11 protein-coding genes are annotated in these 14,827 nt (G+C 72.0%); 6 read left to right on the top strand and 5 right to left on the bottom strand.

Translation table 11 applies throughout. The features are described from left to right. Positions 1 to 277: 277 nt before the first annotated feature. The 5 genes from MOTC310_RS04920 to MOTC310_RS04900 form a co-directional block, all read right to left on the bottom strand. Positions 278 to 1,420, bottom strand: coding sequence for a serine hydrolase domain-containing protein (locus MOTC310_RS04920; RefSeq protein WP_331300978.1), 1,143 nt, complete (start codon positions 1,418 to 1,420; stop codon positions 278 to 280). A 145-nt stretch (positions 1,421 to 1,565) separates the two neighbouring features. Further along, the gene (locus tag MOTC310_RS04915) at positions 1,566 to 2,543 is read right to left on the bottom strand and encodes an FAD:protein FMN transferase (RefSeq protein WP_331300977.1); all 978 of its coding nucleotides are present in this window, start codon (positions 2,541 to 2,543) and stop codon (positions 1,566 to 1,568) included. Then, positions 2,540 to 4,660, bottom strand: a complete 2,121-nt coding sequence (locus MOTC310_RS04910; protein WP_331300976.1) for a 4Fe-4S binding protein — start codon at positions 4,658 to 4,660, stop codon at positions 2,540 to 2,542. The genes MOTC310_RS04915 and MOTC310_RS04910 overlap by 4 nt, the downstream gene beginning before the upstream one ends. A gap of 374 nt (positions 4,661 to 5,034) precedes the next feature. Then, positions 5,035 to 6,042: a YVTN family beta-propeller repeat protein gene (locus MOTC310_RS04905; protein WP_331300975.1), complete on the bottom strand. Its 1,008-nt coding sequence runs from the start codon at positions 6,040 to 6,042 to the stop codon at positions 5,035 to 5,037. Then, the gene (locus tag MOTC310_RS04900; RefSeq protein ID WP_331300974.1) at positions 6,039 to 7,274 is read right to left on the bottom strand and encodes an ABC transporter substrate-binding protein; all 1,236 of its coding nucleotides are present in this window, start codon (positions 7,272 to 7,274) and stop codon (positions 6,039 to 6,041) included. Before MOTC310_RS04900 ends, MOTC310_RS04905 begins: the two co-directional genes overlap by 4 nt. A 217-nt stretch (positions 7,275 to 7,491) precedes the next feature. Here MOTC310_RS04900 and pedF point away from each other — a divergent pair, with 217 nt between their 5' ends. The 6 genes from pedF to MOTC310_RS04870 all read left to right on the top strand — a co-directional run bounded on the left by pedF (position 7,492) and on the right by MOTC310_RS04870 (position 14,745). After that, the gene (gene pedF, locus MOTC310_RS04895) at positions 7,492 to 7,920 is read left to right on the top strand and encodes a cytochrome c-550 PedF (protein ID WP_419539108.1); all 429 of its coding nucleotides are present in this window, start codon (positions 7,492 to 7,494) and stop codon (positions 7,918 to 7,920) included. Then, positions 7,910 to 8,770 carry a substrate-binding periplasmic protein gene (locus MOTC310_RS04890; protein ID WP_419539856.1) on the top strand — a complete coding sequence of 287 codons (861 nt, stop codon included), beginning with the start codon at positions 7,910 to 7,912 and terminating at the stop codon, positions 8,768 to 8,770. Before pedF ends, MOTC310_RS04890 begins: the two co-directional genes overlap by 11 nt. Positions 8,771 to 9,117: 347 nt before the next feature. After that, positions 9,118 to 10,887 (top strand): PQQ-dependent methanol/ethanol family dehydrogenase, encoded by a 1,770-nt coding sequence (locus MOTC310_RS04885; RefSeq protein ID WP_331300973.1) that lies wholly within the window; start codon positions 9,118 to 9,120, stop codon positions 10,885 to 10,887. A 174-nt stretch (positions 10,888 to 11,061) separates the two neighbouring features. Then, positions 11,062 to 11,721, top strand: coding sequence for a response regulator transcription factor (locus MOTC310_RS04880; protein ID WP_331300972.1), 660 nt, complete (start codon positions 11,062 to 11,064; stop codon positions 11,719 to 11,721). Positions 11,722 to 12,346: 625 nt separating this feature from the next. Further along, a complete protein-coding gene (locus MOTC310_RS04875; RefSeq protein WP_331290903.1) occupies positions 12,347 to 12,850 on the top strand; it encodes a MarR family winged helix-turn-helix transcriptional regulator in 504 nt (167 codons plus the stop codon). After that, positions 12,847 to 14,745, top strand: coding sequence for an FUSC family protein (locus MOTC310_RS04870; protein WP_331300971.1), 1,899 nt, complete (start codon positions 12,847 to 12,849; stop codon positions 14,743 to 14,745). The genes MOTC310_RS04875 and MOTC310_RS04870 overlap by 4 nt, the downstream gene beginning before the upstream one ends. Positions 14,746 to 14,827: the final 82 nt, after the last annotated feature.

The following is a 14,827-nucleotide window of genomic DNA, read 5'->3' as shown; positions in this document are numbered from 1 at the left end:
TCAGAGACCGACCATCGCGAGGCCGGCCGCGCCGTAGCGGTCGCCGGTCACCGGCTCCGCGGGCACGCGGTCGGCCGCGGCTGCGGCCACCTCGAGCCTCCGGATCTCTCCGCCTATCTGCTCGAGGCGGCGAGCCGGCGCTCGAGCTTTCCGGGCTTCTTCCTGCACGATCCCCGCCACCCGCTTCTGCGCACGTGCGGCACGTTCGAGCGGAAGGCTTGCCCCGGGGCGCCCGACGGGCGGGGCGTCGCCGTTCGCGCCCGAACGTGCCGCAGCCTCACGCAGCCCCCACGTCGCGCACCGCCGCCGCGAGACGCAGCAGGAAGCCGTCGAGGGCCGCCTTGTCGATCCAGCGCAGGACCGCGACGAGGTCGTGCTCGGGATCGCACCAGATGACGTTGTTGCCCGCCCCGAGGGCGCTGAAGGCCGAGGCCGGCAGCTGCGGCTTGGCGGCCGCGCCGCGGTTCAGCCACCAGAGGTAGCCGTAGCTGTCGAGGGTCGGGGAGGGCGTCAGCATGGCGCGGATCCAGCGCTCCGAGAGGAGCTGCCGCCCGTTCCAGGCGCCGCCGCGGGCGACGAGGAGGCCGAAGCGGGCGTGGTCGTCGGCCCCGATGAACAGGCCGCCGCCCCAGTGGCCGCCGCCGGGGACCGACTGGACCCGCGCGCCGGCGACCTCGACCCAGGCCGTGCCGTAGCCGTGCCACGACCAGTCGCTGGAGGCGCCGATCGGATCCATGATCCGCTCGCGCAGCACCTCCGGGAGGGCCCGGCCGAAGCGGCGCATCAGGCAGTACGACAGCAGGTTCACCCGCACGTCGTTGTACTCGTAGTAGGTGCCCGGGCCTCGCAGCGCGCGCGCCTCGCCCTTGCGGCTGTTGTCCGCACCCGGGCCGATCTGCCGGAAATGGTCGACCTGATCGGACTTGCCAAACAGGGTGCCCTGCCACTCGCTCGATTGCTGCAGGAGATGGCGCCACGTGATCGCGGCGTTGTGCGGGCCGTCGAGGAGCGGGTCGGGGACGCTGTCCCGCACCGGCGCGTCGACGTCGGGGATCAGACCGTCGTCGTGGGCGAGGCCGGCCAGCACCGCGAGGTAGCTCTTGGCGATGGAGAAAGTCATGTCCGGGCGAGCGGTATCGCCCCAGGCGGCGACGCGCCGGCCGCCCTTCAGGATCACCCCCGCCGGGCCACCCCGCGGGTGGACCGGCCCGTCGATGGCGCTCCAGGGCCCCGTCTCGTTCCATTCGACGATCCCGACATAGCGACCGTCGGGATAGTACAGGCTGCGCGGCCACGCGCTCTCGTGGGCTTCCGCGAAGGCGACAGCCTCCGCGAGACGGCCGGGATCGAGCCCCGCCGCGCCCGGGTCCTGCTCCGCCCAGACCTCCGTCGGCCAGTACGGCCCGGTTGCTCCAGTCACACGCGATCTCCCGACAGTCCATTCCGGGCCGGGAGCATGCAGGGCCCGCGCCGCGGCGAGAACCACCCGTACAGCCATGGCTCCCGCGGGGGCAGAGTTCGGTGCCGGGTTCCGGCGCCGGCCCGCGCGATTGGGGGCGGATGTGTCAGTCCTTCCCGGTGAAGCGCACGGCGCAGCCTGGATGGGCCGCGACGAGCGCCGCGCCGCGCTCACGCCCCAGCACCATGCAGGCGGTCGACAGCCCGTCGGCGACGAGCCCAGTCGGCGCGGTGACCGTGACCGAGGACAGGAAGCCCGGCGACCGGCCGGTCGCCGGATCGAAGATGTGGTGGTCGGCGCGGTCGTCCGAGAAGCTCATGTTGTAGTCGCCCGAGGTCGCGGCGAAGCCGGTGAACGGGGCGATGACGTCGGCGACCGCGCCGGGATGGCGGGGATCGGCCAGTCCGAGGCGCCAGGGCGTGCCGTCGGGATGCGCGCCGGCGGCGCCGATCTCGCCGGTATCCACGAAGGCGTCCGCGACGCCGCGCGCCCGGAGCGCTGCCATGACCCGGTCGGCGGCGTAGCCCTGGATCAGGGCGTTCAGCGTTAGGGCCGTCCCGGGCTCCAGGACGATGCGGTCCGTCCCGACCTGCACGCGCCGCCAGCCGATCCGCGCCAGGGCGGCGCGCAGGACATCGAACCCCGGCCGCTCGCCGCGGGCGGCAGCCTGGGTCCAGACCGGCCAGAGCGGCTGGACCGTCGGGTCGAAGGCGCCGCCGGTCTCGGCCGAGAGGGCCAGGGCGAAGCGCAGCAGGGTGAGAAGGTGCGGGTCGGGCGCCTCCAGGACTCCGTCACGGTTGAGCCGTGCCAGAGCGCTGTCGCTCCGGAACAGGCTGGCGGCCGCCTCCACGGCGCGCATCGCCGCGAACCCCTCGCCGAGCGCCGCCTCGACGGTGGACTGGTCGGACCCCGCGACGGTCAGCGCCACCGTCGTGCCGAAGGCGAGGCCGGCGCGGCTGCGCAGCGCCAGCCCCTGCGACGCCGCGGAAACACGGAACGCCGCGATCCCCCCGAGACCGGCGAGTCCCGCGGCGCCGACGAGGATCCGGCGGCGGCCCGGCGTGAAGCGCATCGGCGCGCTCATCCGACGACGGTCACTGACCGGGCCGCCGCGCGGCGGCCCCGCTTGCGCGCCACCACCTGCGGCACGCACTGCCCGGGATCGTGGATGATCGTCACGCACTCCATGCACTGGAAGCACTCGGCGTAGTCGACCTTGCCGGACGGCGCGATGGCGCCGTAGCGGCAGCGGACCTTGCAGAGCTGGCAGGGCGAGCCGCATTCCACCCGGCGCGGGATCCAGTCGAGGATCCGCACCCGCCCGAGGAGGGCGAGGCCGGCGCCGAGCGGGCACAGGTAACGGCAGAAACCCTTGTAGACGAACAGGTTGAGCACCAGCAGACCGGCCGCGTAGGCGACGAACGGCCAAGCCCGGACGAAGGACAGGGTGATGGCGGTCTTGAACGGCTCGACCTCGGCGGCGGTGTCGGCGAGGGGGGACCCGATCCCGGCGGCGCCGAGAATGCCCGCGAGCACGACGTATTTCAGCGGCCGCAGCGCCCGGTCGAGCCCCGGCGGCACCGCGACGGGGCGGATGCGCAGCGGCCGGGCGAGCAGCGCGACGAATTCCTGCAGCGCGCCGAAGGGGCAGAGCCAGCCGCAGAACGTGCCGCGCCCCCAGGCCACCAGGGCGGCCAGCGCGAAGGCCCAGAGCACCAGCGAGGGCGGGTCGTAGAGCAGGAAGGCGAGGTCGTGGGTCACGGTGGCGGCCCGCACGAGGCCGACGAGGGTCACGATCGAGAGTTGCGCTTGCGCGTACCAGCCGACGAAGCCGAGGGTCAGCGCCAGGAAGCCGAGGCGGAAGAGGGCGAAGCGGCGCTGGTCCGCCACCAGCCCGCGCTGGCGGCTCAGGACCGGCACCAGCACCGCGAGCATCAGCCCGATCAGCGCGAGTTCGGGCGCCCGGGCCCGCCAGGGGTCGGTCCAGCTCGGCCCGTCATCGGGCCGGACCCGCGTGAACAGGTCGGCGGGCAGGGCGGTCTCGACCGTGAAGGTCCGGGCGATCTTCTCCGACAGGATCTGCCCGCGCTCGCGGACGATCGTCTCGGTCAGCACCCAGGGCGCGGACGGGTCGAAGCCGGCGGCCTGGTCGATCCGCAGGATCGTCCAGGGGCCGGGCGGCAGCCCCTCGGCGAGGCCGGCGTCGCGGCGCTCCACCGCCATGTCGCGGGCGTTCACGATCAGGCCGGCCTGGCCGATCGCCAGCCGGTCGGGGACGGCGCCCAGCACGAACCGGTCGCCGACCGGGTTCTCGGGCGCGTCCTCCGGCCCGGCGCTGACGACCATCACGGCGTGGTTGCCGGCGCCGAGCTCGCGCATGAGCGCGTCGTAGCGCGCCGGCCCCAGCAGGTTGCGGCCGATCGAGGGCGGGTCCAGGGCGGCGACGTAGAGGTCGGTCAGCACGGCGTCCGGCGCCCCCTCGGACGAATCGGCCACGCCGGTGTCCTTGAAGGCCGCGGCGGCGTCCGCGTTCGTCACCGTCAGCCGCCGGACCCAGCCGCGGGCGAGAAGGTCGGACAGGGACAGGGGCTCGTAGAGGTCGGGCTTGGCCTCGACCTTCAGGCCGACATTGGCCATCCCGAAGCCGAGCTTCGCGCGGGCGACCGCCAGCGCCGAGGCCAGGATCGACTGGTTGATCACCCGGGTCGATGCGGTGGCCATGGAGATGCCGTCGACGGTGGTCCGGGGCGCGGCGCCGGCGGCCCGCGCGTTCGGCCGCCCGACCCGGATCGCCTGCCGGGCCGAGAGGCCGGCATATTGGTCGACGAAGGCGTAGAGCGGCTCGGAGCCGAGGCCCTCGAGGAAGACCGGCTCGTGGTGCGAGAGCACCGTCACGTCCCGGAAGGTGCCGTCCGGGGCGAGCGCGATCAGCAGGTCGGGCGGCGTGCCGCCGAAGCCCGGGATCGGCGCGAGGTCGACGGATTCGAAGGCGTAGGCGAAGACCTCGTAGGACCCGGCCTGCTGCTTCAGGATCGGCCAGACCGGGAGCTTGTCGTCTTTCTCGCCGACCACCAGCGGGGCCGGGAAATGGCGTTCGAGGGCGGCGCGATCGAGCTGGCCTGCATGGACTGGCAGGGTCGGCAAGAGGAGGACGAGAAGGAGCAGCGCGGCGCGCAGGAGCGTGCCGGCACCCAGGCTCACCGCGGTTCGGGGCGCGGGCGGGTTGCGAGACGCTCCGCTCCGCAGCGGCCGCGCCTTCTCCCTACCTCCTCCCCAGCCTTCGTCCGTCACGCACCCGGGTCGGGCATGGGCGCCGGCGACAGGGCGCGACGGACCCCCTCTCCCGTGCGGGACAGGGTTGGGAAGAGGGACGAGAAATTTCAGGATGGAACACGGTCTCGACGCGCGGCCGCCTCGCGCCTCGTCCGGACGGCCCTGATCCCTCGCCCTGTCCCTCTCCCGCACGGGAGAGGGGACCGGAGAGCGCTTCTTCGCCGCTGTTGCCCAGCTGCCTGCGCGGATCCGGAAACATCCAGAGGGGGAGGCGGATGCCAGGGTGCGCGTCAGCCGGAGATTCACGGCGCCGCACCGGCGGCGCGACCGTCCGGCGCTTGCGCCGAACTCATGGGCCGCGCCGCCGCGCCCCAGGGGAAGCGGCCGACCTTCACGGTCTTGATCGGCCGGAACGTCGCGGTGTCGATGACCGTCACGTCGCCGGAGACGCCGTTGGTGGTGAAGAGCCGCGTGCCCGCTGCGTTGAGCGCGAGCTGCCAGACCCGGCGGCCGACCAAGATGTAGCTCTCGACTCGGTAGGTCGCGGTATCCACCACCGCGACCCGGTCGGACGGCCCCAGCGCCACGAAGGCGTGCCGCCCGTCCTTCGACATCTGGACGCCCACCGGCTGGATCCGGTCGGCCGCGATCCCCTTGACGGCGAACGCGATCGTCTCGACCACCTTCCGGGTCGCAACGTCGATCACCGACACGGTGCCGCCGATCTCCGCGGACGCCCAGAGCCTGGACCCGTCCGCCGTGAAGGCGGCGAAGCGCGGCCGCTGCCCGACCGGCGTCGCGTCCACGGCCGCGAGGGTCTGCGTGTCGATCCAGTGGACCATGTTGGTGGTCTCGGAGGTCGTCACGGCCGTGCGCCCGTCGGGGCTCACCGCGACGCCCTCAGGCTCGATGCCGACATCGATCTGCGCCAGGACCTTGCGGGTCTGCGCATCGACGACCGTGGTGGTGGCGTTCTCCTCGTTGGCGATGAACAGCGTGCGCCCGTCCGGCGCCAGGGCGAACTGCTCCGGATCCTCGCCCGACGGGAGGTTGTGCCGGACCTGGCCGGTCTCCGGGTCGATCACCTGCACGGCGTCGGAATCGCTGGCGCAGACGTAGAGAGACCGCCCGTCCTGCGAGAAGGTCAGCCCGCGGGGCCGCCGGCCGACCGGGAAGGTGCGCAGCACCTCCAGACTGTCGCCGTCGATCACCGAGACGGTGTTGTCGCGCTCGTTCGAGACGAAGATCTCCTCGGCCAGCGCGGGCCCTGCGAGGCAGAGGACGAGGGCGAGGGGGGTGAGCCGGCTCATCCGGATGTCCCTGAGAAGGCGCGGCAGGCACTCTCGGGCTCGTCGAGGCCGAGGGTGTCGAGTTCCGTGCGGTGGTGGAGGAACCCCTCGATCGGCGCCGTCGCGGTGACGGCCCCGGGCCAGAGCAGGAAGACCGGCTGGCGCAGCTGCCCGTTCCAGGCGCGGAAGCTCAGGGGGCGACCCTTGAAGCCGCCGATCTCGAAGCCGGGCGCCGTCAGCGCGTCTCGGACGGCGGCGGGATCGGTGCTGCGCGCCTTCACGGCCGCCTCGCCGACCGCGTGCACAGCCATCCAACCGGCCCAGTCGACCGGCCGCATGGCGCGGCCCGCGAGCTTCCGGAACCGGCCCTGGAGCTGCACGGCGGCCCAGGCCTCGACGGGCCGCCCCCAGGCGGAAGGCGCGAGGCCCTGCGTGCCGACGAGGGGCCGGGGGGAGGCGGTGTTGTAGTTGAGGCTCGCGCCGAACGCGCCGGCCTCGTCGGCCACCGCCACCACGTCGTGCTCGGGCCCGCGGGTCGGCAGCGCAAATTCGCGCAGGGCCGTGTCGCGGACGTCGCCGCCCTGCGGGTCGTAGCGCGACTCGGCGACGATCCGCGCGCTGAACTTCCTGGCGCTGCGCCGCAGCGCCTCGGCGTAGAGCGCGTCCCCCGGCGCGGGCCCGCTCACCAGCAGGATCCGGGACCAGCGCTTGAACGCCAGGAACTGGACCAGCGCGTCGGCCAGCATGGCGCGGGACGGCAGGACGTGGAGCAGGTTCCTCCGGCAATCGGCGTCGCGCAGGCGCGTGTCCGGGGCGCCGATATTGAGGAGCACGCTGCCCTTCGCCTCCGGCAGGTCGGCGAGAGCGAGGACGTCCGCGGCCGGCGCGTTGAGCACCACGAAGCGGCGGTCGGCGAGATCGCGGAAGGCCCGGCGGATGTCGTCGCCCGGCTCGACGATCGTCGCGCCGAGCTCGAAGCCGAGGCCCAGGAAGCGGCCGGTGGCGTTCGAGTCCCTCAGGCCGAGCTCCGCGCCCTTCGCGCCCTCGTCGTCGGGGATCGGGTCCTCGTTGTTCACCGGCACCGGTCGCTCGACCCGCCGCTCCAGGTACTGGATCGTCAGGAGCGGACCCGCCGGCGCGGGCGCGGCCTGCCCCTCAGGGATCGGCGCGAGGGCCGCCAGGATGACGGCGAGGCGCGGGCCGGCCCGAAGGCCGCCGCGCATCCTGGGCCGCCGCGCACCGGAGGATCCCATCCCCGTCCGTCTCCTCCATCCCCGCGGTTCTTGTCGTTGACCCGGAGTCTAGGGGCGGATTTGCGCCCTCGGATATTAGACCAAGGTGCACCCAACGGATTTTGTGCAATGCAACACAAGTCGTGGCCGGCGCTATCCTGACTGATCCGTACCAAAGCATAATGGGTCTGCCGCCCGGTACTTGCTAACCCTCGTGCAACGACAATCGGAGGGGCGGATGCGCACGATGAAGACGGCGGCGAGCGGCGTGCTCGCCGCTCTGGGATTGGTCCTCGCCGCGGGCAGCGCCCTCGGGCACGGCGACGTCCAGCCCCAGCCGGTCAACACCGACGGCCTGAAGGCGCTGGGCGCCGAGTGGGTCGCCGAGAACCCCTACAAGGGCGACAAGCACGCCATCGCGATCGGCGCCTCGGGCTTCAATCAGAACTGCGCCCGCTGCCACGGCCTGGAGATGATCTCCGGCGGCCTCGCCCCGGACCTGCGCTACCTGCCGCAGGGCAAGGAGGGCGACGAGTACTTCGTCGAGCGCATGAAGCACGGCGCCGTCATCAACGGCGTGACCAAGATGCCGGCCTTCGACGGCGTGATCTCGCAGGAGGGCCTGTGGGCGATCCGCAGCTACATCGAGTCGAAGCATGAGGAGTAGCGCACGGCTCCTTCTCGCCTGCGGCCTGCTGATGGCCCTCCGGTTCCAGCCGGAAGCGGCGGCGCGCCCCCTCGACCAGGTCACGGCCGACGGGACGCTGCGGGTGGCGGTCTACGGCGACAACGCGCCGTTCTCCGAGGAGGACAGGGGCAGGCCCCGCGGGATCGACGTCGATCTCGCCCGCGCGATCGCCGAGAAGCTGAACGTGAAGCTGGACCTGCGCGTGGTCGATGCCGGCGAGAACGTCGACGGCGACCTGCGCCTGAACCTGTGGCGCGGCGACCTCGCCGGCACGCCGCTCGCCGACCTGATGCTGCACGTGCCCACCGACCGGCAGTTCGCCCTGCGCAACGAGCAGGTGTTCTTCACCGCACCGTATTTCGAGCAGGAGATCGCCTTCGCGTACCGCAAGGACGCGCTCGAGGGCTTCGACAGGCTCGACGACATCGGCGACAGGAGCGTCGCGCTGGAAGGCACGGGCGCCGCCGACCTGATGCTGCTGACCGCCCAGGGCGGTCGCTTCCGGCCGAACCTGAAGCACTACAAGAGCTTCGACAAGGCCGCGAAGGCCTACCTCGCGGGCGAGGCGCCGATCCTGGCCGGAACCCGCGCGGCGATCGCGGCGGCCCTGTCCGCCGCGAAGGTCCCGAAGGACGACAACTCGATCGCCACGGTCCCCTCGACGGGGCTGGTGAAGACCCGCTGGGAGATCGGCGGCGCGGTGAGGACCGATTCCCGCGACCTCGCCTACGCGGTCGGGGACGCGATCACGGCGCTGAGCGCGGACGGCCGCCTCAGGGCGATCTGCGAGACCTACGGCGTCCCCTACACGCCGCCGAAAGGGTACTGACCGCCTCCGTCATCGCGAGCGGAGCGAAGCAATCCAGGCAGCGCGCCATCTCGGGATGTTGCGCCGCTCTGGGTCGCTTCGCTCCGCTCGCGTCGACGGCAAGGGCGAACATCAGATTTCCCGCACGGGATGCCCCGCATATCCGTGCCGATTTTAGCGCCGATCTCGACGAATACATTGCATCCGCCAGTCCGCAGAATGGCCTCATTGGACCAATGGCCAATAAGACTTCTCTGAGAACATCGATAGCCTCGATCTCCAAGGGGGCGCCCCGCGACTCGTGCGGTCCGCGTCGAAACCCGGATGCCCCGGCCACACGGACCGGGGCCGACCACGGAGGACACGTCATGAGAATGCGGACCCGGTTCCTCGCCGCGGTGGGCGTCGCCGCCCTCGTGGCGGGCGGCGCCCTGCCGGCCATGGCCCAGGGGGTCACCGAGCAGGACATCATCAACGACGCCAAGACGCCCGGCGACGTCGTCACCTACGGGCTCGGGCCGCAGGCCCAGCGCTTCAGCCCGCTGAAGACCCTCAACCGCGACAATATCAAGGGCCTCGTCCCGGCGTGGTCGTTCTCGTTCGGCGGCGAGAAGCAGCGCGGCCAGGAGAGCCAGGCGCTGGTCAAGGACGGCATCATCTACGTCACGGGCTCGTACTCGCGCATGTACGCGATCGATTCCCGCAGCGGCGAGAAGAAGTGGGAGTACGACGCCCGCCTGCCGGAGGGGATCCTGCCCTGCTGCGACGTGGTGAACCGCGGCGCCGCGCTCTACAAGGACAACGTCTATTTCGGCACGCTCGACGCCAAGCTCGTCGCGCTGAACACCAAGACCGGCAAGGTGGTCTGGCGGAAGGAGATCGACGACTTCAAGGCCGGCTACAGCTACACGGCCGCCCCGATCATCGTGAAGGGCAAGATCATCACCGGCGTGTCGGGCGGCGAGTTCGGCGTGATCGGCCGCATCGAGGCCCGCGACGCCGAGACCGGCGAGGTCGTGTGGAAGCGCCCCGTGATCGAGGGCCATATGGGCGAGCTCAACGGCAAGCCCTCGACCATGACGGGCAAGGTCAACGAGAGCTGGCCGGGCGACATGTGGAAGTTCGGCGGCGGCGCCACCTGGCTCGGCGGCACCTACGACCCCGAGACCAACCTGATCTACTTCGGCACCGGCAATCCCGGCCCGTGGAACTCCTGGCTGCGGCCGGGCGACAACAAGTGGACCTCCTCGCGCCTCGCCCTCAACCCCGACAACGGCGAGATCGTCTGGGGCTTCCAGACCACCCCGCACGACGGCTGGGACTTCGACGGCGTCAACGAGTTCGTGCCCTTCGACCTGAACAAGGGCGGCAAGAGCATCAAGGCCGGCGCCACCGCCGACCGCAACGGCTTCTTCTACGTGCTCGACCGGACCAACGGGAAGTTCATCTCGGCGACGCCGTTCGTCGAGAAGATCAACTGGGCCAAGGGCATCGATGAGAACGGCCGCCCGATCTACAACGAGGAGAACCGGCCCGGCGACCCGAGCAAGGCCCAGGGCGACGACAAGAAGGGCAAGTCGGTCTTCGCGGTGCCGAGCTTCCTCGGCGGCAAGAACTGGATGCCGATCGGCTACAGCCCCGACACCAAGCTGTTCTACGTGCCCTCCAACGAGTGGGGCATGGATATCTGGAACGAGCCGGTGAACTACAAGAAGGGCGCGGCCTATCTCGGGGCCGGCTTCACCATCAAGCCGGTCTTCGACGACCATATCGGCTCGCTCAAGGCGATCGACCCGGCCTCCGGCAAGGTCGTGTGGGAGTACAAGAACAAGGCCCCGCTCTGGGCCGGCGTGCTCACCACCGCGGGCAACCTCGTCTTCACCGGCACCCCGGAGGGCTTCCTGAAGGCCTTCGACGCCAAGACCGGCGAGGAGGTGTGGAAGTTCCAGGTCGGCACCGGCGTGGTCTCCTCGCCGATCACCTGGGAGCAGGACGGCGAGCAGTGGGTCGGCGTCGCGGCCGGCTGGGGCGGCGCGGTGCCGCTCTGGGGCGGCGAGGTCGCCAAGTCCACGGCCGGCATCAACCAGGGCGGCAGCTTCTGGGCGTTCAAGCTGCCCAAGACGGTGGCGTCGCGCTGAAGGCGCCCAACCGAAAGTGTGCCGGCCGCCACGGGCCGGCACACCCAGGTCCCGGGGCCGGGCGATCGTCTCAACACCCGCTTGCGCCCCGGGGCCGCATCGATCACCTTCGGACCTCCCGCCCGCGGTATCGGCGGATCCTGTGAGGATCTCGAGCGAAGGACCGAGGTCTCCGTGCATCTCCTGATCGTCGACGACCACCCCCTGTTCCGCGACGCCCTGGCGGCCACGATCCGCCTCGCGCACCCGGACGCGGTCCTGCACGAGGCCGACGGGATCGAGGCGGCCTGCGCGGTGCTGGCCGCGAACCGCGGCATCGACCTGACGCTCCTCGACCTCTCCATGCGGGGCGTGACCGGCTTCGACGGGCTGATCACCATCCGGGCGAGTTTCCCGCGCATCCCGCTCCTGATCGTCTCCGGCCACGAGGATCCGCGCATCGTCCGCGAGGCCCTGCAGCACGGGGCGGCGGGCTTCGTGCCGAAGGCCATGGACAAGGCGACGCTCACCCGGGCGATCACCGAGGTGATGAGCGGGGCGCTGTTCCTGCCGCCGGGGCTCGCCGAGGCCAGCGCGCCCGCGCCGCGGAGCAAGAAGGCCCCGTTGCCGGAGCGCCTCGCCCGGCTCACGCCGCAGCAGCTGCGGGTCCTGATGATGATTCGGCAGGGCAAGCTCAACAAGCAGATCGCCCACGAGCTTCAGGTCGGCGACTCGACCGTGAAGGCCCATGTCTCCGAGATCCTGCGGAAGCTCGAGGTCATCAGCCGGACGCAGATCGTGATCGACACGGCGTCGCTCGACTTCGACCAGATCCACAACACGCATCCGGCGTGACGGGCGGGGTCGAGGCGCGGCTCTGTTACGAACGTGCCGGCTCAGTCCGCACCGACATCACGCGCGCCGCGACATGACCCAGTGCGGCGCGATCTTGCTCAGCGGTGCGCCGGCTGGATTGCTTCGCTCCGCTCGCAGAGACGGCGGGCGCCAGAATCCACACTTGGCCTGAGGCGCGCCGCTTTCCCGAACGCCTGGAACGCAGTGGACGACGATCCGGGACCCAGCACACGGAGCGCCGCGTGAGCGGCACAGGATGATCCATACCGCTTCCGATTGATCGGATCGGCTCCGCCGTCTTTGCGAGCGGAGCGAAGCAATCCAGCAGCGCCACGTTTTCCAGCGTCGCGCTGACCTCGCGTCGCTTCGCTGCACGCGCGATGAGAAGCGGTCTGCACCGACCGGAGCGCTCAACCGACAACGGTAGCCGACGGATGCTTCGCGCCTTCTCGCGCTGGTTCCCGGATCGCAGTCCGCCGACGCTGCATGCGCTCAGGAAAAGGCGGAGCCCATTCGTCAGCCGCAACCCTGACAGCTCGGAATGCCTCTCTATTCGAATTGATATGATGCTATCTATCAGCATGCGAGCTGATTGATCCGATCTCTGCACCGGGTCCTCGCGGCGATGGGACAGGTCGTGACCGGTATCGACGATCCGAAGACGCGCGAGCGGCTGCAGCAGGCCTTCACCCACGCCCTCCTGACGACCGGCCGCCACTGGCGCCGCGCCGCCAACACGGTCGCGGAGGCGCACGGCCTGTCCGACGCCACCGCGCACCCGCTCATCATCATCGGCCGGATGGACGAGGAGCCGCGCCAGAACGTCCTGGCGGAGGCCGTCGGCATCGAGGGGCCCTCGCTGGTCCGCCTCGTCGACCAGCTCGCCGCCGCCGGACTCGTGGTCCGGCGCGAGGATCCGTCCGACCGCCGCGCCAAGGTGCTGGGCCTGACCCCGCGCGGCCGCCAGGTCTTCGAGCAGATCGAGGCCGAACTCTCCACCCTGCGCGCCCGCGTCTTCGCGGGAATCGACGGCGCGGATCTCGAGGCGAGCCTCCGGGTCTTCGCGGCGCTCCAGCGCCACGGGCGGGAGGTGGCCGCGGCCGCGCGCGAGCCGGAGCCGGTGTCGTGACCCTTCCCGGATGGCGCGACTGGGCCTTCGCGCTGAAGACCTACGCGGCGGCGATGCTCGCCCTGTTCCTCGCGCTCTGGATCGACCTGCCGCGGCCCTACTGGGCGCTCGGCACGGTCTACATCACCAGCCAGGTTCTCTCGGGCGCGACGCGCTCGAAAGCCGTCTACCGGGTCTGCGGCACCGTGCTCGGCGCGGCGGTGAGCGTCGTGCTGGTGCCGAACCTCGTCAACGAGCCGATCCTGCTGAGCCTCGCGGTGGCGCTCTGGGTCGCGCTCTGCCTCTACGTCTCGCTCCTCGACCGCACCCCCGCGAGCTACCTGCCGATGCTCGCCGGGTACACGGCGGCGCTGATCGGCTTCCCCGCCGTCGAGGATCCCGGGGCGATCTTCGACACCGCGGTGGCGCGGGCCGAGGAGATCTCCCTGGGCATCGTCTGCGCCAGCCTCGCCGCCACGCTGATCCTGCCGCAATCGGCGGCCCCGCTCATCGTCGAGCGGCTGGACCACTGGTCGGCCGAGGCCCGGGCCTGGATCCGGAGCGCCCTCGCGGCCGCCCGCGCGCCGGAGGCCGCCGGGCCGAGCCAGGGCCGGCGCCTGCGCCTCGCCTCGGACGCGATCGGCCTCGACGCTCTCGATCTCGCCCTGCGCAACGAGGCGACGGGCGCGGAGCGCGCCGCCCAGGCCTTCGCGCCGCTCCGGCAGCACATGCTGATGGTCCTGCCGATCGTCGCCGCCGTGGCGGACCGCGTCGCCGCCCTCGAGCAGGCCGGGGCGCTGCCGGCGCGGGTCCGGGCCTTCCTGTCGGACCTCGCCGCCTGGCTCGCCGACGAGGCGGACGATCCGGATCGCGCCGCCCAGCTGCGCGGCCGGATCGACGGGTTCGAGCCCGCCCTCGGCCGGGCTCCGGACTGGACCACGCTCCTGCTCGCGAGCCTCGCGGCGCGCCTGCGCGACGTCATCGACCTGCGCCAGGACCTGCGGGCGCTCCGCGGCCACATCGCCGGCGGCACGGTGCCCCGGGCGCCGCTCGCCTTCGCCTACACGGCCCGGGTCCGGTCGATCCGCCACCGGGATCACGGCTTGGCGGCGTTCTCCGCCTTCGGGGTGTTCGTGGGCCTGCTGGTCTGCTGCGCGATCTGGATCGCCACCGGCTGGCCCGACGGATCGGCGGCGCCGATGATGGGCGCGGTTGCCTGCTGCCTGTTCGCCGCCCAGGACGATCCCGCGCCGCAGATCCTGAGCTTCACCAACTCGGCGATCGTCGGCGCCCTCGGCGCGGGCCTCTACCTGTTCGCGGTTCTGCCGCTCGCCACCTCCTTCGAGATGCTGGCCCTGGCGCTGGCGCCGGCCCTGATCCTGTGCGGCCTGATGATGACCCAGCCGCGCACCGCCCCGATGGGCATGGGCGCGGCGCTGAACGGCGCGACCCTGCTGGCGCTCCAGAACGGCTACAGCGGCGACTTCGCGCCCTTCGCCAACGGGGTCATTGCCTCGGTGGTCGGCATGTGGGTCGGCGCGGTGGTGACCCGGCTGATCCGCTCGGTCGGCGCCGGCTGGAGCGCCCGCCGGCTCGCGCGCATCAACCGGCAGAGCCTCGCGGCCGCCGCGGACGGGCGCGGCACCGGCCACGGGCTCGAGCTCGCGGCCCTGATGCTGGACCGGGTCGGCCTGATCGCGCCGCGGCTGGCGAGCCTGCCCGCCGAGATGTCGGCCTCCGTGGGCGACCTGCTGGCCGATGTCCGGGTCGGCATCAACCTCGTGGAGGTCCGTCGGGTGCGTCGGCGGCTGACGGCCGAACCGGCCAGCCGGATTCGGCGCTCCTGGCGGCCCTGGACGAGGCGCTCGACGCCGTCGCGGGCGCGGCCCCGTCGCCGGAGCGGCGCGCCGCCCTGATCGGGCTGACCGGCCTGCGCCGCGGGCTCTTCCCAGACGCGCCGGCCTACCGGGCGGCACTTGCGCTGGACGACCGGGAGAT

This window comes from Methylobacterium oryzae (genome assembly GCF_036441375.1).
Taxonomy (GTDB): domain Bacteria; phylum Pseudomonadota; class Alphaproteobacteria; order Rhizobiales; family Beijerinckiaceae; genus Methylobacterium; species Methylobacterium oryzae_A.
The sequence above is the reverse complement of the archived record's forward strand: the minus strand, read 5'-3'. Positions and strand labels throughout refer to the sequence as shown.

Excerpts from the sequence above, each read along its gene's own strand:
- MOTC310_RS04915 (WP_331300977.1), bottom strand. The coding sequence starts at position 2,543 with ATGAGCGCGCCGATGCGCTTCACGCCGGGCCGCCGCCGGATCCTCGTC.
- MOTC310_RS04905 (WP_331300975.1), bottom strand. The coding sequence starts at position 6,042 with ATGAGCCGGCTCACCCCCCTCGCCCTCGTCCTCTGCCTCGCAGGGCCC.
- MOTC310_RS04900 (WP_331300974.1), bottom strand. The coding sequence starts at position 7,274 with ATGGGATCCTCCGGTGCGCGGCGGCCCAGGATGCGCGGCGGCCTTCGG.
- pedF (WP_419539108.1), top strand. The coding sequence starts at position 7,492 with ATGCGCACGATGAAGACGGCGGCGAGCGGCGTGCTCGCCGCTCTGGGA.
- MOTC310_RS04890 (WP_419539856.1), top strand. The coding sequence starts at position 7,910 with ATGAGGAGTAGCGCACGGCTCCTTCTCGCCTGCGGCCTGCTGATGGCC.
- MOTC310_RS04885 (WP_331300973.1), top strand. The coding sequence starts at position 9,118 with ATGAGAATGCGGACCCGGTTCCTCGCCGCGGTGGGCGTCGCCGCCCTC.
- MOTC310_RS04875 (WP_331290903.1), top strand. The coding sequence starts at position 12,347 with ATGGGACAGGTCGTGACCGGTATCGACGATCCGAAGACGCGCGAGCGG.